This is a genomic window from Yersinia sp. 2540 StPb PI (genome assembly GCF_052217165.1).
Classification (GTDB): domain Bacteria; phylum Pseudomonadota; class Gammaproteobacteria; order Enterobacterales; family Enterobacteriaceae; genus Yersinia; species Yersinia enterocolitica_E.
Genome location: NZ_JAZGQC010000001.1, coordinates 1,413,719 through 1,431,281, shown reverse-complemented (window position 1 = coordinate 1,431,281; position 17,563 = coordinate 1,413,719). Strand labels below are relative to the sequence as shown.

Below are 17,563 nucleotides of genomic sequence, written 5' to 3'. Positions count from 1 at the left end.
AACAATATTGATGTTATATAACTCACTGTTATTTAATATAATATCATCTCAGCCAATGTCACCAAGCCCAATTCAGGAGCCAGTTTATGAGTAAGTCCGAAAGTCTGTATGCCCAGGCACAGCAGGTGATCCCAGGCGGGGTTAACTCTCCGGTGCGTGCATTCACCGGTGTCGGTGGCGTTCCATTGTTTATCGAACGTGCTGACGGCGCTTATCTATTTGATGTCGATGGTAAAGCCTACATCGATTATGTCGGCTCCTGGGGTCCGATGGTGCTTGGTCACAATCATCCCGCTATTCGTCAGGCCGTAATTGAAGCTGTCGAGCGCGGCCTAAGCTTTGGTGCACCGACAGCGATGGAAGTCAAAATGGCTGAGTTGGTGACAGAATTAGTGCCAACCATGGATATGGTACGGATGGTTAACTCCGGTACCGAAGCCACCATGAGCGCCATTCGTCTAGCCCGAGGTTTCACTGCGCGCGATAAAATCATCAAGTTTGAAGGCTGCTATCACGGCCACGCCGACTGCCTATTAGTAAAAGCGGGCTCTGGCGCATTGACCCTCGGTCAGCCAAACTCTCCGGGGGTACCGGCTGACTTCGCTAAGCACACGCTGACCTGTATTTATAACGATCTAGCCTCTGTACGCGAAGCCTTTGAGCAATACCCACAAGAAATCGCCTGTATCATTGTTGAGCCTGTCGCTGGCAATATGAACTGCATATTACCGCAGCCAGAATTCCTGCCGGGGCTGCGTGATCTATGTGATGAATTTGGTGCATTGCTGATTATTGATGAGGTCATGACGGGTTTCCGGGTGGCATTAGCCGGGGCGCAGGATTACTACCATGTCATTCCTGACTTAACCTGTCTGGGGAAAATTATCGGTGGTGGTATGCCGGTGGGTGCTTTCGGTGGTCGTCGTGATGTCATGGAGGCACTGGCACCGACTGGACCAGTTTATCAGGCGGGTACTCTCTCCGGGAACCCTATCGCTATGGCGGCGGGTTATGCCTGTTTGACTGAAGTGGCACAGGTAGGTATTCATGAAACCCTGACCGAGTTAACCGATTTACTGGCAACTGGCCTGCTCAATGCGGCACAAACAGAGAACATCCCGCTGGTGGTTAACCACGTGGGTGGCATGTTTGGTATCTTCTTTAGCAATTCACCAACTGTCACCTGCTATCAGGATGTCATGAATTGTGATGTCGAACGCTTTAAACGTTTCTTCCATTTGATGCTGGCAGAAGGCGTCTATCTGGCCCCTTCTGCGTTTGAAGCCGGTTTTATGTCCGTCGCACATAGCAAAGACGATATCCAGAGAACCGTCGATGCTGCCCGCCGGTGTTTTGCCAAACTTTAATATCTATAGATACTATAACCACCGCCAAAACACTGGAGGTGGTTATAAATTAAAGCCCAGAGGTTTAATGCGCTTAATTAATTTAATGCCGATTAACGGTATAAAGTAATTCTGATATTTCCACATTCTGTGGAATATCACCACCACTACTACCATTCCAACTTGGCCCCATAGGAAGTGTAGGCATTTTAACTTCAACTGGGTGATAATCTATTATATTACGGGTTACTGGCTGAACAGTATCAATGTGCGTCGTCAGAGAAAAAGTTAATACATCGAGAATGAGTAACACACCAAAGCCTGTCACTATCAGGCCATATATTAACAAGATATTAATCAATACCTTGTCATTAACTCCATGCAGAAAAAACTTACTTTTTTCATGAATTAATTCAGTCATCTTATTTCTCTCCAATTTAATTATCACTAAATAATGAGTAGAATAATCAGACAAACTAATAACTTAAAAATAATTTATATTGCATTATTTAGCTTGATAATATACAGGTAACTATCAAATTGACAATCACAATTAGCGTCTAAGTAACGCGATGGATTTTCTGCCTGACTCTTTCACACTATCATATAAAAACTCATGAGCAATACTTTATTACTTATTAAATTTAACTGAGTTTAAATATAATTAACAATACATGTAGTATTTTTATTTATAATAATTTTAAATACAATAATTATTAAATGATATTACTATAAATTAACCCAATACCCTCCATATCATCGACTCATAATTAATAGCTCGATGATATATTTGATAAAAATCTAACTACGGATCAGAGTCCATATTCAAACGAAGCAGATTATTGACATAATAAATGCTTACCGCCCTTGTTTACGCAATAAATAAACAAAGTAAGGAGCACCAATAAATGTTGCCAACAACCCTGCGGGGATTTGGTTCGGGAACAACAGCATGCGGCCACACCAGTCGGCAAATACCATCAGCAGTCCACCTAAAATAGCCGCGATAAACAGTTGTGGAATGGCTCGGCGAAAGCCCATCATACGCGCCATATGTGGTGCCATCAGCCCGACAAAACTTAAAGGCCCAACTGTCAGGGTAGCAGCGGCAGTTAAGATGGCAGCCAATAACAAAATGGCTAACCGGCTAGGTGCAAGCGCCATACCCAGTGCTCTGGCGGTGACACTGCCCAATGGCAAAATCATTAACCATCTGCGGCACAGTGGCGCTAATGCAATCAGCACCAAAGCAACTAAACCGGTTGTTACTGCCTGTGTTCCATTAACCGAGTAGGTAGAGCCAGAAATCCACGCCAGCAAGCCGCGCATACGTGGGTCGCCACTGGCCAGTAACATCGTGATTACCGTGGTAAAGGCGGTGCTCAGTGCAATCCCTGCTAATAGCATTCTGCCGGGAGAGAACCCGCCACGACCAGCAACCACCAGAATCAACAATAACGTGGCCGCAGCCCCTAAGCTCCCGGCGGGTAGCAACCATAGCAACGCATTACCTGGCACGATAAACATCATGACCACCACGCCGAAAGAAGCACCAGAGCTGATACCCAGAACTTCGGGGCTAGCCATTGGGTTACCCGTCAGTTTTTGGATTAAGGTCCCCGCCACCGCCAGCATCATACCGGCCGATAATGCCGCGAGCACACGTGGCCAGCGCCAATGTAACACTGCCTGAAGTTCATCACCGGTAATCCAGCTCCAGCCCTGATTGTCGCGGCCGAGCATAAGCGCTACCGTCAACCCAGCCAGCAGTAACAGCAAACCAACACTTATCCATAATCCTAAATGCTGTCGTTCAGCAGGAACATTATCGCCAAAATCCATATTGGGTGCGGTCGCACTGTGTAAACGTGGCAGTAGCCACAACAGTAGTGGCGCACCAATCAAGGCGGTCGCCGCACCGGTAGGAATCTCCCGCCAGACTTGCGTCAGCCAGATGATGCTCTGATCGGTAACCCAGAGCAGTAACGCCCCGACTACCGGTGCCAGTATCAAGCGCTGAGATAACCGCCGCGCACCAAAAATTTTCGCCAACAGTGGCGCAAATAAACCGATAAACCCAATGACTCCGACTGCATTAACTAACATCGCACTGAAAATAATTGCCACGCCCAGCGCACTCAACCGCGCCAGTGATAACCCCAGTCCTAGATTACGGGCAATGCCATCATCTAGCCCCAATAAGGTTAATGGGCGTATCAGTAAAGCTGCCAATATGCAGGTAATCACTAAGCGTGGCAGAATAAATTGCACCGTACTCCAATCCTGCTGATTCAGTGCGCCACTGCTCCATAAGAATAGCCCCTGCAACTGGTCATAGTTAAATAGTGCCAACAGACCATTAACTGCACCACAGTACAAACCAAGAACCAGGCCGGCCAGAATCAGAGTGACAGGCGAGAGTCGTTTTCCCCAGGCGACACCAAATACCAACGCACCGATGACCATACCACCGGCCATTGCTGCCAGTTGGCGGGTCAATTCGCCACCGGGTAGCATCCATAGGGTAGCGACTGTCAGCCCAAGTTGGGCACCCGCCGCGACACCGAGTGTGGCGGGTTCGGCCAATGGGTTACGCAATACTTGCTGGAATAAAACACCGACTAACCCTAATCCAGCACCGGTGAGCAATGCGACGACCAACCTCGGTAACTGGCTGTAATGGAATAACATCTGGCGAACATCATTGTTGTCTGGCCGCCATAACGCTTCAGCCCATAATGAAACGGGTAATAATTGGCGCAGGTTATATAGAGTCAGTGCCACAGCAATTATCAATAACAGCCCAAGTAATCCAATGGGCAGTAACCCGCTCTTGCGTGGATGGGTTGCCATCATGATGCATTACCCCATGCCTGCTCCAAAAGACGCACAAAACGCATGGCAGACAACGTTGAGCCGTAGAACCATACCGGCGGCAATATTCGTAATTGGTTTTGACGCACAAACGACATAGATTGCCACAACGGAGTGCGAGCAACCTGTTGTAACATTTCACGATTACCATGATCGAAGCAGATGGCGCGCCCCTGTTTTATGGTCGCTAAACGTTCAATACCCACAACCGAGCTACCCCAGAGATTGGTTTCCCCCTGCCAGGCATTTTCAATCTTCAATTGGTCCAATACATCTTGGAATAGGCTGCCTTTGCCGATGACCAGCGCATGGCGAGTGTCCAACAGAGTAAACATCAGTAGTGGTGCCTGGCTGGTGCGATAAAGACGTTGACGAGCTACCTGCATAAAGTGGGTAAAGTCAGCAATATGCTGCTCCGCAACCGTTTCTAGCCCTAGCCGTTGGCCCAGCGTACGCAATGAGTTCCGGCCAACTGCCAGCGGTGAACTGCCCTCTTCATTAAAGGCAAAACTCATCGAGGGAGCGATAGGAGCGAGTTTTTCCGGCGAAGGGCCAAAGCCTTGCGACATCAGGATTAGCGACGGTGCCATTTGCTGTAGCAGTTCCAGGTTAGGTTCAGTACGCTGCCCCACATCAATAACACTGGCAGGCAATTCAGGATCTTCAACCCATAGTCGGTAATTATGGGTGTCAGCCACACCATAAGGTGTAACCCCCAATGCCAACAGTAACTCAGTGGGTAACCACTCTAACGTGACAACTCGATTAACATCAATCTTGCCGCTATTCTGCGCCCAACTGGGCAATGACAGCAGTAACGGCGATAATGCTAATGCGGTAAGCAGTCTGCGCCGAGAGTGATCTGGCATCGCGCAATGAGATTCAACCATGGATAAATGTGTTGTCATTAGTACACGAAGCTTACCGGCGCACCACCGGCCGGATGCGGTAATATCCCCATTGGGATACCGTAGATTTGCTCCAATACCTCTCCCTGCATCAGGCTGTCAGCCGGCCCTTGTGCAATCATCTCCCCGCCACGCAATGCCACTAAGTGGTCGCAATAACGGGCGGCCATATTGATATCATGCAACACAGCAATGACCGTCAATCCGCGTTCACGGCTGAGATGTTGAATTAACCCTAATACCTCTACCTGATGCGCAATGTCCAGTGCCGAAGTCGGTTCATCGAGCAACAGGCAACGGCTATTTTGTGCCACCAGCATGGCCAACCAGGCACGCTGCCGTTCGCCACCGGATAAGCTGTCAACCAACCGGCTAGCCAAGGGTTTTAAATCGACCAGCGCAATTGCCTCTTCCACTTGTTGGCGGTCTTCCTGACGAAAACGGCCTAACGCGCCATGCCACGGATAGCGGCCAATCGCCACCAGTTCGCGTACCGTCATCCCTTCAGCCGCCGGTAACTGTTGTGGCAAATAAGCAACTTCACGGGCAAACGCTTTGCTGTCCCACAGCGCTAATGGCACATCATTGAGTAAGGCTTCGCCACTTGATGGTGACTGATGGCGACCCAGCATTTTTAATAGTGTTGATTTACCGGAACCATTATGGCCGATAAGTCCGCAGACTTTGCCTTGTGGGAATGTCAGTGACAGTGGCTGTAATAAGGTTCGGCCGGGAACCGAAAAACTCAGCTCACGGAGGATAAAAGTGCTGGATTGGCTTGCCTGTTGGTCCAAGATGGTGCCCTGCGATTAAAAGTTAACGGGTTTAACAATTATTGCGACCCGAACGTTATCGAAAAATAGCGAGAAAGTGAATCGAAACGATAATAATTATCAAAGTGAAATAATTATCAAAGCAGGTAGTTTATGCGTAACCTGCGACGAACTGCAAGCGCTAAGCCAGTCGATTGAGTAGTAAGAAATGAGAGGATAAGGTGCGGAGGCAAAACAGTGGAGCTGTGGGGCATGAATAGACTGGCACGGTCGCGATAACCGTGCCAGTGGGTTAACTGTTACTGGCCGAACATATCTTTTATCCAACCGGCAACACCGTCGCCTTCGGCTTGTGGTTGCGAAGCGGGCTGGGCCGCCTTACACAACCCTTGCGGATTCTCAGTCCAGACAGGAATGGTGCGCATACCACCAGTCTCACCACAGACAAAGTTACCCGCCGAATCAATGCTCATCTCGCTAATCCCTTCCGGTGGTTGCAACACCAACGGCAGTGGAGTCTGGTTCTCCAGATAGCGGCGATACAAGGTTAGCGCGCCATTGGCTCCGGTCAGTTTTGCCGGGCCGTTATTGTCACGACCAACCCAGGCAATCGCCACTTCCTTACCATCAATACCGGCAAACCAGCTATCACGCAGGTCGTTGGTAGTACCGGTTTTGGCCGCCAGTGTGTATTTGGAGAATTTCACTGACAGCGAACGAGAGGTACCACGGGCCACCCCTTGTTGCATCGCATAAAGTGTCAAATAGGCCGCCTGAGCAGGTACCATGCGTTCCGCCTGTGGGAAGCTCTGATACAGCACGGTGCCATCTTCGGCAATAACCGAACGCACCGCCGATAACGGTGCACGGTTACCGCCACTGGCGATAGTCTGATACTCCTGTGCTACTTCAACCGGAGTCAGGTCAATCGCCCCCAGTAACATGGCCGGAACTGGAGTAATAGCAGCTTTCGGGATCCCTAATCGCTGCAACATCGCACTGATTTGATCCAACCCAACCGACATTCCCAGATTCACCGTCGGCACGTTCAGCGAGTTAGCCAGCCCATCAAGCAACATCACCTGACCACGGAACTGGCGATCATAGTTTTTTGGTTGCCATGATGAACCGTTTGGTAATTTGATCGACAACGGTTGATCAGATAACCAAGTGTTAAGGCGGTATTTATCTGGCTCACTCAATGCCGTCAGATAAGTGGGTGGTTTGGCAAGAGAACCGACTAAACGACGAGCCTGCATTGCACGGTTAAAGCCTGCATACTGCGGCTGTGCGCCGCCCACCATGGCACGAACTTCACCACTGAAGCGGTCAACAATCACCATCGCCGCTTCCAGATCATCCAAATGACGAGCGGCTTTCAGCGCCGGAATGCCGTCTTCAATGGCTTTTTCTGCTGCATCTTGTGAAACCGGATCCAGTGTGGTGAAGATCTTCACACCAGACAGATCGTTAATCTTGTCACCCAGTTTCTGTTGCAGTTCCTGACGCACCATCTGCATAAAAGCTGGCTGGGGAGTAATAACACCGCCTTTTGGCTGTACCCCCAGCGGGCGGGCACTAAGCATGGTGTAAAGCTCTGCGTCAATCACACCTTGATTCTGTAACAGGCGCAACACCAGATTGCGACGTTCAAGTGCCAGCGTTGGGTTACGCCATGGGTTATACAGCGACGCCCCCTTCACCATACCCACCAGCATCGCTTGCTGATCAAGGCTCAGTTCATTTACCGGGCGACCAAAGTAATACAGGCTTGCCAGCGGGAAACCACGAATCTGATCACTACCACTTTGACCGAGATACACTTCGTTCAGATACAGTTCCAGAATCCGATCTTTGCTGTAACGGTAATCCACCAACAGAGCCATATAGGCTTCGTTAAGTTTGCGCCACAGTGAACGCTCGTTGGTCAGGAACAGGTTTTTCACCAATTGCTGCGTCAGGGTACTGCCGCCCTGCACCGCTTTACCGGCAGTCAGGTTAGCGACTACTGCGCGGCCAATGGAGTACGGGCTGATGCCATCGTGCTCATAGAAATGGCGGTCTTCGGTTGCCAGCAAAGTATCGACTAACAAATCAGGGAAACCGGCACGCGGCACAAACAGACGCTGTTCACCGTTAGGTGATTGCAGCATGGTAATCAACTTAGGATCAAGGCGCAGGAAACCGAAATCACGCTGATTATCCAGATTTTGGATCTGGGCCAGACGATCGTTTTTAAACACCAAACGCGCGCGGATCTGGCCCTCTTTCGCATCAGGGAAATCAAATGGGCGGCGCAAGATATCAATACTATCGCCCTGAACCGTGAATTCACCTGGACGGGTCATACGGGTAACCTGCCGGTATTGCATGCCTTCCAGCAAATCGACCATCTCTTTTTTGCTGTAGGACATCCCCGGTTCAAGGTTAACCATGCGGCCATACACAGCGGCTGGCAGTTGCCAAACTTTGCCATCGATGCGGCTGCGAATTTGCGAATCGAGGTAAACCCCATAAATAGCCAGCACCACGGCACCGACTAAAAACAGTTTGATAAATAAGCCGAGCCAGCGGCGTTTTTTACGGGGCGGACGTGATGCTACCTTTCTTGGCATCGGCTCTTCCTCGTCATCGTAGTCATCATCGTCGTGCTCTTCGTCATCTAAATAGTCTTCTTCTTCGAACTCATCTTCATCACGCCGCCGGCGCAGTGGCCGTTTCGATGTGGCTTTGGGTAGGGCTTTCTTGCCCTTGCGCCCTATTGGCTCGCGGTCATCCCCAGACATGTATTTCTCTCCACGCGCATTGGCGATTATTGCGGCTTATACCCGTCATACTTCAAGCTGCATGCGCGTTGGCTGCGTTCAATCACCCGAATCACTTACTTATGTAAGCTCATCGGGACTCACTCGCTTGCCGCCTTCCTGCAACTCGAATTACTTTGGGTATCATATATTCCCCAATTTGTCGGATAGAAAGGGGAAACATCTGAAATTATTGGCTGTTGGCCATGTGATCTTATTTATCTTGGTAGTTTTTAGTCCGGCGAGTCGGGCGGGTGTTCGCGGGATCATCTGGCCAGACATGTTTGGGATAACGCCCTTTCATCTCTTTTTGTACCTCCCGATATGCGCCTTGCCAGAAAGCGGCTAGATCACCCGTAATCTGTAATGGCCGATGTGCCGGGGAGAGCAGTTCTAACACCACCGCCACCCGCCCGCAGGCCAGCATCGGGCTGTGTTGTTCGCCAAAGACCTCCTGCAAACGCACCGCCAGTACCGGTGGCCGCTCGACATAATAACGGATTGGCAGGCGGCTCCCCGTGGGCACAGTGTAATGAGTTGGCAGCTCAGTATCCAGCCGTTGACGTAACTGCCAGCTCAACAAGCGGGTTAATGCCTCGCTAATATTCACTTGCCGCAATCCGCGGAAAGCCCGCACGCCGGACAGCGACGGCTGTAACCACAGCTCAAGTTTGCTCAGCAAACTGTCATCATCCATCGCAGGCCAAGGCTCCTCAGGTAGCCAGCGGGCAGCACATTGTAATCGAATGCGTAACTGCTCGGCATGCTCATCCCAATTGAGTACCTGCAACCCTTGCTCGCGTATCCAGTTAAGTAATGCCGATTGCAATGCCTCATCGCTCGGCTTGGCTAACGGTTGCGCCCGTAAGGTCAAACGCCCGATTTGCCAGCGTCGCCAGGCCCGCAGCGTACCCTTTTCTTCATCCCATTCCACCACCGTCCGCTCGTCGACTAACCGGGGTAATTGTTTTACTAGTTGTTCAACATCAATCGGCAATGCCAGCAAAATACGCGCATCCGGCCCGCTGTTGCTTTGTAATAAGTTGGCGGCCACCAGCCAGGGGGTACGTGACAGCGCCTCATCCTGAGCCATTGCAGCCCCCATACCGTTAGCCAACAGGTAGCGACCATCCAGCCCTCTCTGCTGCGCGATGCGATCAGGGTAAGCCAGTGCCAGTAATTGGCCGGCGAGATTACTGTCCACGTTGCCTGAACGGCGGTTGACTCTTTGCGTCAATTGCCGTGCCCGGCGCTGCCAGTGAGGTTGCGGCCGACTAAGCCAATCGTGTAAATCAATCTGACCAGAACGGGGTGGCTCTTCCAAAATGGCGGCCAGCAATGCCGCCGTTGCCAACGCATCGGGGCTTTGCTCTGCGGCAAAGCACAACATGGCCGCCAAACGCGGTTCACAACCTAAACTCGCCATACTGCGCCCCGTAGCACTAAGGTGGCCATGGGTGTCGATGGCCCCGAGTCGCATCAATAACTCGCGCGCGACAGTGAGTGCCGCCTGCGGCGGTTGATCCAGCCAGCTCAGTTGTGCCACATCCTGACAGCCCCAATTCAGCAGTTCCAACCATAAGCTGCATAGATCGCTGTTGAGGATTTCCGGCTCACTGTATTCCGCTGCTCGCTCGGCTTGCTCTTTAGCAAACAAATGCCAGCAGATACCCGGCTCCAGCCGCCCGGCACGCCCGGCACGCTGAATCATTGAGGCCTGACTGATACGCTGGGTGACTAATCGGGTCAGGCCATTTTTAACATCAAAACACGCTACCCGTTCCAAGCCACTGTCCACCACCAGCCGGATGCCTTCAATGGTCAAACTGGTTTCGGCAATATTAGTCGCCAGCACCACTTTGCGCCGTCCGGCGAGAGCCGGTTGAATCGCTTTCTGCTGTTCACTGAGCGGCAGCGCACCATACAGCGGGCAAAGATCTGTGTCGTTGGCTACTGCACCGTGCAAGCGCTCCATCACGCGATGGATTTCACCGACACCGGGTAAAAATAGCAATAAAGAACCGGTTTGCTCATTTAATAAACGCTTAACCCGACTGGCAACCCCATCTTCAATCCGCTCATGGCTTGATAGCGGCTGATAGCAGCGATCGACGGGAAAGCTGCGCCCTGCCGAGACAATGGCTGGCGCGCAAGGAAGTAGCGAGGAAAGACGCTGATTGTCCAGAGTCGCGGACATGATTAACAGTTTCAGGTCATCGCGCAGCCCCTGCTGTACATCCAGCAATAGCGCCAGCGCTAAATCAGCTTGCAAACTACGTTCATGGAATTCATCGAGGATCACCAGCGAGACGCCCGTTAGCTCAGCATCCTGCTGGAGCATGCGCGTCAAAATGCCTTCGGTTACCACTTCCAAACGCGTATCTGGCCCGCTTTTGCTTTCAGCGCGCATCCGATAGCCTACCGTCTGGCCGGGTTGTTCCCCCAGTTGTTGCGCCAGGCGGTAAGCCACATTTTTCGCCGCCAGCCGCCGTGGTTCCAGCATGATAATCCGCCCCGGCAACCCACTGTATTGCAGGATTTGCAGCGGTAACCAGGTCGATTTTCCCGCGCCGGTCGGGGCATGGAGTAAGACTTGCGATGAGGTTTGCAACGCAGAGAGTATCTCGCTGAGCACTTCACTTACCGGTAAAGCAGTCACTGTCGCATCACGCTCTTTCTGGTTCACCACCACATTTGTCTCCATGCTCTACTTTCATCGTCAGTCATTGTAACATCATGGTCGTAGAGCGTATTTAGCCGAGTGATTATGCCAACCAGATGATAGATACCGTTGATAAAACTAAAACAAGTCTCCGTCGCATGTTCTTTGCCCTGACACTGCCTGAAACCATGCAGCAGGATATTGTGCAATGGCGGGCGGCGAGCTTCCCACCAGAGGCCGGTCGCCCTATCGAGGCCGCTAATATGCACCTGACACTGGCATTTCTTGGCGATATAAGTGCCGCTAAAGCACAGGTATTGCAGCAGCAAGCCGGGCGTATCAGCCAGGCTGGCTTCAGCGTAACCTTAGATGATGTCGGCCATTGGCCTGGTTCGGGCGTGATATGGCTTGGCTGTAAAAATCCGCCCCGGGGCCTGTTGCAGTTGGCGCAGTTGCTGCGATCTCAGGCTGCGCGCAGTGGTTGCGCCCAAACATCACTGCCATTCCACCCCCATGTGACCTTGTTGCGTGGCGCTACCCGCCCGGTAGTTATACCGGCCAAAACCAATAATCAACGCTTGTGCGTAGACCACTTCTCACTGTATGAGTCAGTATTGGTGCGCGGTCGCACCCGCTATACCCTGATACAAAGCTGGCCGCTGGCTGGCGGCGAAAGGAAATTTGATGACGTCTAACCCTCAATTGTTATCTTTTAACCCACGGTTACAGCCCGCCACACTTATCCTGCGGTATAAACGCTTTTTAGCTGATATTGTGACACCCGCTGGAGAATCATTAACTATTCATTGCGCTAATACCGGGGCAATGACGGGTTGCGCGACGCCCGGAGATACAGTTTGGTATTCGACCTCAGATAACCCGAAACGTAAGTATCCCCACAGTTGGGAGTTAACGCACACCCAAAGTGGTGATTGGATTTGCGTAAATACCTTACGGGCCAATGAGTTAGTTAGCTCTGCTATAGATAAAAACCATATTGTTGAATTATCTGGTTACACTTCTGTCAAAAGAGAGATTAAATATGGAGACGAGAACAGCCGTATAGACTTGTTATTGCAGGCAGAAAATAGGTCTAACTGCTATATTGAAGTCAAGTCGGTTACCTTATTACAGCAACAGTGTGGGTATTTCCCGGATGCCGTCACCCTACGGGGTCAGAAGCATCTCAGGGAGTTACAAAGCATGGTTGCCGACGGTCACCGGGCGGTACTTTTTTTTGCCGTATTGCATACGGGCATCAGGCAAGTCGCTGCGGCCCGACACATTGACAATCGCTATGCAGAATTGCTGGCCCAGGCTCAGCAAGCAGGAGTGGAGGTTATTTGCTACGGTTTTCAACTATCGCCTGACGGTATTGCGCTGGACGCCCGCTTACCGTTATTACTGGCCGAAACGCTCTCACCAACAAGCGCTGAATAAAGAAGCGATTATTGGAGAAAGTTGTTCGCCAAATACGCCTTCCTTCACACCATTGTCAAGCAGGCGACAGGAATAATTGCTAACCTACCTTCCTTCTGGTATTTATAGCGGCCTGATTTTTCCCCGTATTGGGGATTTCGATAGTGCGTATGAATGTAGGAGAAGCATCATGCAAGAAGGGCAAAAACGTAAAACCTCGTCCTTGAGCATTCTCGCCATCGCTGGGGTAGAACCGTACCAAGAGAAGCCAGGCGAAGAGTATATGAATGCCGCCCAGCTGTCGCATTTCAAGCTGATTCTTGAAGCATGGCGCAACCAGCTCAGGGATGAAGTGGATCGTACTGTATCGCACATGCAAGACGAAGCCGCTAATTTCCCTGATCCGGTAGACCGCGCTGCGCAGGAAGAAGAGTTTAGTCTTGAACTTCGTAACCGCGACCGCGAGCGTAAACTGATTAAAAAGATCGAAAAAACGCTGAAAAAAGTCGAGGATGACGATTTCGGTTTCTGCGAGTCTTGTGGTGTAGAAATTGGTATCCGTCGTCTGGAAGCACGGCCAACTGCAGATTTGTGCATTGACTGTAAAACCCTGGCCGAAATCCGCGAAAAGCAGATGGCAGGCTAACTGCATACCCAATGAAATTGGCGTTGTAGATAGGCAGCAAGCGAACGAATCCCGATGCGCTAACAAACAAGTAATTCGGGCGAGAGGCGTAGCTAACAACCCTACAACTCCAAATATGAAGGGTATAACACGGTGCCAGAGTCACCTCCGGCACCGTATCTATTAAGCGGAATTCCCTTCCCTTTTTATGTCCGAAGATATCAGTACTCAACAGCCCAGTGTGCTGCAACATTATGTTCAGCAACACTATGTTCAGCAACATAAGTACGTGGGCCGTTTTGCCCCATCCCCGTCTGGTGATTTACATTTTGGTTCACTGATTGCCGCACTCGGGAGTTACCTGCAAGCCCGTGCTCAACGCGGGAACTGGCTAGTTCGCATTGAAGATATTGACCCCCCCCGAGAAATTCCCGGAGCTGCTTCCCGTATCCTGGCGGCATTAGATCACTATGGCCTCCATTGGGACAGTCAGGTTATCTATCAGTCCCAGCGTCATGAAGCCTATCGCGCCACATTAGACTGGTTGAAACAGCAGGGCCTGAGTTATTACTGCACGTGTACACGCAGCCGCATTCAACAGCTAGGGGGATTCTACGACGGTTATTGCCGTGACCGCCATTTACCTGCTGATAGTGCCGCCATTCGTTTGCGACAGACACAGCCGATTTATGCCTTTTATGATAAATTACTGAGTGAGTTGCATGTTGAATCTGCGCTGGCACAAGAGGATTTTATTATCCGCCGCAGAGATGGCTTATTTGCTTATAATTTAGCTGTGGTGGTTGATGATGCTTTTCAAGGCGTGACAGAAATTGTGCGTGGGGCTGATTTGATTGAACCTACCGTGCGCCAAATAGCCCTCTACCAACAGTTACAGCAGCCCGCTCCGAGCTATTTGCACTTGCCATTGGCACTGAATCATGACGGTAATAAGTTATCCAAGCAAAACCATGCAACACCGCTACCGGATGGCGATCCGCGCCCGATTTTGGTTGATGCATTGAAGTTTTTACATCAACCGCTGCCAGAATGCTGGCAAGATCTTGATTTACCGTTATTATTACGTTTTGCAGTCGAAAATTGGACGTTGGCAGCAATTCCGCTTCACGGGGCAATAGCAGTCACTGAAAACACAACGGCATTCTCAAAGTAAGCACGGTGAGCTATGATTAGCCGCTGTTTTTCTGTAGTTCTGTTATTTATTAGCCACTATCGAGGTGTACCATTTTTACCCGAGTAGCCAATTTCTGCCGTAAGGTACTGATTCGCGATGATAAATCAGAACGCGATAACAAAGCTGTCCGTGATGGTAGTGCCCGTAAAGATAAAGTGCCCGGTGAAGATAACGTGGCCCGCAAAGAGAAAAGGCCTGCCAGAACAAATACTGGCCGCAAGAATCATGCGGTGCCTGCTTCACAACAGAGTGCGATGACGATTATTCCGCGAGATCAGCACAATATTTCCCGTAGAGAGATCAGCGATAATGCGCTGAAGGTTCTCTATCGCCTGAATAAATCAGGCTATGAAGCCTATCTGGTTGGCGGCGGCGTCCGCGACCTGTTACTGGGCAAAAAACCGAAAGATTTTGATATCACCACCAGCGCGACACCAGAACAAGTGCGGAAATTATTCCGTAACTGTCGTCTGGTTGGCCGCCGTTTTCGCCTGGCCCATGTCATGTTTGGCCCTGAGATCATTGAAGTTGCCACTTTCCGTGGCCACCATGAGCAACAACCGGCGGAAGATAGCGACAAGAACTCTTCCCAGCAAGCGCAAAATGGCATGCTGCTGCGTGACAATATTTTTGGCACCATCGAAGATGATGCTCAGCGCCGTGATTTCACCATTAACAGCCTCTACTACGGTATTTCTGATTTTGCCCTGCGTGATTACACCGGTGGCTTGCGTGATCTGAAAGAGGGCATTATCCGGCTGATTGGTGATCCTGAAACTCGTTACCGTGAAGATCCCGTGCGCATGCTGCGTGCAGTGCGTTTTGCCGCCAAATTGGATATGACGATCAGCCCGGAAACCGCTGAGCCGATCCCACGTCTGGCCTCATTACTGCACGAGATCCCGCCAGCGCGCCTGTTTGAAGAATCACTCAAACTGTTGCAATCGGGTTATGGTTATAAAACCTATTTAAAACTGTGTGAATATCAGTTGTTCCAACCATTATTCCCATTGATTGCACGTAATTTCACTGAGCAGCATGACTCTCCGATGGAGCGCATTCTGGTTCAGGTACTAAAAAATACTGACCATCGTTTGCATAATGATCAACGCGTCAACCCAGCGTTCTTATTTGCGGCTATGCTTTGGTATCCGTTGATTGAACATGCGCAAAAACTGACGCAGGAAAGCGGTTTGGCGTATTACGATGCCTTTGCGCTGGCAATGAATGATGTGCTGGATGAAGAGTGCCGTTCGTTGGCCGTTCCAAAACGTATTACCTCACTGGTACGGGATATCTGGCTGCTGCAACTGCGCCTGTCTCGCCGTCAGGGTAAACGTGCGCACAAGTTGATGGAACATCCGAAATTCCGTGCTGCTTATGATCTGTTAGCGCTGCGGGCTGAAGTGGAAAATAACCATGAGTTGCAGCGTTTGACACAATGGTGGGGGGAGTTCCAGGAAGCCACGCCGCTACAGCAGAAAACCATGCTGAATACGTTAGGGGCTGATCCGGCACCACGACGCTCTCGTCCCCGCCGCCCACGTAAGCCAGCACCACGTAAAGAAGGGGCATAATTCGCATCATGATCCGGGTCTATATCGCGTTAGGCAGCAATCAGGCCATGCCACTGCAACAGGTTAAAACCGCCCTGGAAGCGTTGGAGCATCTACCACGCACCCGGTTAGTTGCATGTTCGCCATTTTATCGCACCAAACCGTTAGGCCCACAAGATCAGCCAGATTTTCTTAATGCCGTGGTAGCGTTAGATACCTCACTACCACCCGAGCAACTGCTGGACCACACTCAAGCTATTGAACGCAATCAGGGCCGGGTAAGGAAAGAACAACGTTGGGGGCCACGAACGCTGGACCTGGATATCATGCTGTATGGCTCACAGGTGATAACAACCGATCGCCTGACTGTGCCGCACTATGGTTTGAAAGAGCGCGAGTTTATGCTCTATCCGCTGGCTGATATCGCACCTGATCTGATTTTCCCCGATGGCGAAGCATTATCAGAACGTCTTAAATGGGTGGATAAAAACGGTCTGGTGCCTTGGTAACTCATACTTGCCAAATTCAACATATAGCATCCCTATCTGATATCCCCTCCATCTTAACCCCTTGTCTCAGGAGAAAAGAGTGATGAAAGCCACCACCATGAGCCACTTGCGTCAATGGAAACAAGAAAAGCGTAAGTTCGCCACACTGACAGCCTATGATGCCAGTTTTGCCCAGTTGTTTGTCGAGCAAGGTATTGAGGTACTGCTGGTGGGTGATTCGCTCGGTATGACGTTACAAGGCTTCGACTCGACTCTGCCAGTCACCACCGCGGATGTGGCTTATCACACCCGTGCGGTGCGCCGAGGTGCGCCTCATTGCCTATTATTGGCCGATATGCCCTTCATGAGTTATGCCACACCAGAGCAAACATTTACTAATGCCGCAGAGTTGATGCGCGCCGGGGCCAATATGGTCAAACTGGAAGGCGGTAGCTGGTTATGTGATACCGTGCGCATGCTCGCTGAACGTGCCGTTCCGGTATGCGGACATCTGGGATTAACCCCGCAGTCAGTTAATATCTTCGGTGGCTACAAAGTACAAGGCCGCGAAGAAGTAGCAGCGAATCAGCTACTGAAAGATGCACTGGCACTTGAACTCGCGGGGGCGCAATTATTGGTACTGGAATGCGTGCCAGTAGAACTGGCAAAACGGGTTAGCGAAGAGCTGGCTATTCCGGTGATTGGTATTGGTGCTGGTAATGTCACTGACGGGCAGATACTGGTTATGCACGATGCGCTGGGCATTACTGGCGGTCATACCCCTAAATTCAGTAAGAATTTCCTAGCACAAAGTGCCGGTGATATTCGCGCCGCCATTAAGCTGTATATTCAGGAAGTTGAAAGTGGCCTATATCCGGCGGAAGAACATACATTCCAGTAAATTTTGCTGATA

At 50.7% G+C, this 17,563-nt stretch carries 14 protein-coding genes; 8 read left to right on the top strand and 6 right to left on the bottom strand.

Annotation, left to right across the window (positions count from 1 at the left end):
• Positions 1–86 precede the first annotated feature (86 nt).
• On the top strand, positions 87–1,367 hold the full coding sequence (hemL, locus tag V1956_RS06345; RefSeq protein ID WP_442824917.1) for a glutamate-1-semialdehyde 2,1-aminomutase: 1,281 nt from the start codon (positions 87–89) through the stop codon (positions 1,365–1,367).
• Positions 1,368–1,449: 82 nt separating this feature from the next.
• On the opposite strand, the gene V1956_RS06340 is transcribed toward hemL, so the two are convergent.
• The 6 genes from V1956_RS06340 to hrpB all read right to left on the bottom strand — a co-directional run bounded on the left by V1956_RS06340 (position 1,450) and on the right by hrpB (position 11,409).
• Positions 1,450–1,767 carry an E492 group microcin gene (locus V1956_RS06340; protein WP_372558042.1) on the bottom strand — a complete coding sequence of 106 codons (318 nt, stop codon included), beginning with the start codon at positions 1,765–1,767 and terminating at the stop codon, positions 1,450–1,452.
• Between the two features lie 437 nt (positions 1,768–2,204).
• Positions 2,205–4,202, bottom strand: coding sequence for a Fe(3+)-hydroxamate ABC transporter permease FhuB (gene fhuB, locus V1956_RS06335; RefSeq protein WP_372558041.1), 1,998 nt, complete (start codon positions 4,200–4,202; stop codon positions 2,205–2,207).
• Positions 4,199–5,128 carry a Fe(3+)-hydroxamate ABC transporter substrate-binding protein FhuD gene (gene fhuD / locus V1956_RS06330; protein ID WP_442824916.1) on the bottom strand — a complete coding sequence of 310 codons (930 nt, stop codon included), beginning with the start codon at positions 5,126–5,128 and terminating at the stop codon, positions 4,199–4,201. The genes fhuB and fhuD overlap by 4 nt, the downstream gene beginning before the upstream one ends.
• Positions 5,128–5,922 carry a Fe3+-hydroxamate ABC transporter ATP-binding protein FhuC gene (fhuC, locus tag V1956_RS06325; RefSeq protein WP_372558040.1) on the bottom strand — a complete coding sequence of 265 codons (795 nt, stop codon included), beginning with the start codon at positions 5,920–5,922 and terminating at the stop codon, positions 5,128–5,130. The genes fhuD and fhuC overlap by 1 nt, the downstream gene beginning before the upstream one ends.
• Positions 5,923–6,200: 278 nt before the next feature.
• Positions 6,201–8,687, bottom strand: a complete 2,487-nt coding sequence (mrcB, locus tag V1956_RS06320; RefSeq protein WP_420074858.1) for a bifunctional glycosyl transferase/transpeptidase — start codon at positions 8,685–8,687, stop codon at positions 6,201–6,203.
• A 232-nt stretch (positions 8,688–8,919) separates the two neighbouring features.
• Positions 8,920–11,409: an ATP-dependent helicase HrpB gene (gene hrpB / locus V1956_RS06315; protein ID WP_420070963.1), complete on the bottom strand. Its 2,490-nt coding sequence runs from the start codon at positions 11,407–11,409 to the stop codon at positions 8,920–8,922.
• Positions 11,410–11,483: 74 nt separating this feature from the next.
• On the opposite strand from hrpB, the gene thpR reads away from it, so the two are divergent.
• The 7 genes from thpR (at position 11,484) to panB (ending at position 17,551) form a co-directional block, all read left to right on the top strand.
• On the top strand, positions 11,484–12,062 hold the full coding sequence (gene thpR, locus V1956_RS06310) for an RNA 2',3'-cyclic phosphodiesterase (protein ID WP_372558037.1): 579 nt from the start codon (positions 11,484–11,486) through the stop codon (positions 12,060–12,062).
• A complete protein-coding gene (sfsA, locus tag V1956_RS06305) occupies positions 12,052–12,807 on the top strand; it encodes a DNA/RNA nuclease SfsA (RefSeq protein WP_372558036.1) in 756 nt (251 codons plus the stop codon). Before thpR ends, sfsA begins: the two co-directional genes overlap by 11 nt.
• A 169-nt stretch (positions 12,808–12,976) precedes the next feature.
• Positions 12,977–13,432 carry an RNA polymerase-binding protein DksA gene (gene dksA, locus V1956_RS06300; protein ID WP_002209354.1) on the top strand — a complete coding sequence of 152 codons (456 nt, stop codon included), beginning with the start codon at positions 12,977–12,979 and terminating at the stop codon, positions 13,430–13,432.
• 187 nt (positions 13,433–13,619) lie between these two features.
• The gene (gene gluQRS, locus V1956_RS06295) at positions 13,620–14,585 is read left to right on the top strand and encodes a tRNA glutamyl-Q(34) synthetase GluQRS (RefSeq protein ID WP_442824915.1); all 966 of its coding nucleotides are present in this window, start codon (positions 13,620–13,622) and stop codon (positions 14,583–14,585) included.
• A gap of 275 nt (positions 14,586–14,860) precedes the next feature.
• Entirely contained in the window at positions 14,861–16,183 is a 1,323-nt protein-coding gene (gene pcnB / locus V1956_RS06290) for a polynucleotide adenylyltransferase PcnB (RefSeq protein ID WP_372559821.1), read from the top strand.
• A gap of 8 nt (positions 16,184–16,191) precedes the next feature.
• Entirely contained in the window at positions 16,192–16,671 is a 480-nt protein-coding gene (folK, locus tag V1956_RS06285) for a 2-amino-4-hydroxy-6-hydroxymethyldihydropteridine diphosphokinase (protein WP_083160458.1), read from the top strand.
• A gap of 82 nt (positions 16,672–16,753) precedes the next feature.
• On the top strand, positions 16,754–17,551 hold the full coding sequence (panB, locus tag V1956_RS06280) for a 3-methyl-2-oxobutanoate hydroxymethyltransferase (protein WP_083160460.1): 798 nt from the start codon (positions 16,754–16,756) through the stop codon (positions 17,549–17,551).
• The last annotated feature ends 12 nt before the right edge of the window (positions 17,552–17,563 follow it).

Bases quoted from the DNA above. Each gene is read 5' to 3' on its own strand.
- hemL (WP_442824917.1), top strand. From the start codon at position 87: ATGAGTAAGTCCGAAAGTCTGTATGCCCAGGCACAGCAGGTGATCCCA.
- V1956_RS06340 (WP_372558042.1), bottom strand. From the start codon at position 1,767: ATGACTGAATTAATTCATGAAAAAAGTAAGTTTTTTCTGCATGGAGTT.
- fhuB (WP_372558041.1), bottom strand. From the start codon at position 4,202: ATGATGGCAACCCATCCACGCAAGAGCGGGTTACTGCCCATTGGATTA.
- fhuD (WP_442824916.1), bottom strand. From the start codon at position 5,128: ATGACAACACATTTATCCATGGTTGAATCTCATTGCGCGATGCCAGAT.
- mrcB (WP_420074858.1), bottom strand. From the start codon at position 8,687: ATGTCTGGGGATGACCGCGAGCCAATAGGGCGCAAGGGCAAGAAAGCC.
- hrpB (WP_420070963.1), bottom strand. From the start codon at position 11,409: ATGGAGACAAATGTGGTGGTGAACCAGAAAGAGCGTGATGCGACAGTG.
- thpR (WP_372558037.1), top strand. From the start codon at position 11,484: ATGATAGATACCGTTGATAAAACTAAAACAAGTCTCCGTCGCATGTTC.
- sfsA (WP_372558036.1), top strand. From the start codon at position 12,052: ATGACGTCTAACCCTCAATTGTTATCTTTTAACCCACGGTTACAGCCC.
- dksA (WP_002209354.1), top strand. From the start codon at position 12,977: ATGCAAGAAGGGCAAAAACGTAAAACCTCGTCCTTGAGCATTCTCGCC.
- gluQRS (WP_442824915.1), top strand. From the start codon at position 13,620: ATGTCCGAAGATATCAGTACTCAACAGCCCAGTGTGCTGCAACATTAT.
- pcnB (WP_372559821.1), top strand. From the start codon at position 14,861: ATGACGATTATTCCGCGAGATCAGCACAATATTTCCCGTAGAGAGATC.
- folK (WP_083160458.1), top strand. From the start codon at position 16,192: ATGATCCGGGTCTATATCGCGTTAGGCAGCAATCAGGCCATGCCACTG.
- panB (WP_083160460.1), top strand. From the start codon at position 16,754: ATGAAAGCCACCACCATGAGCCACTTGCGTCAATGGAAACAAGAAAAG.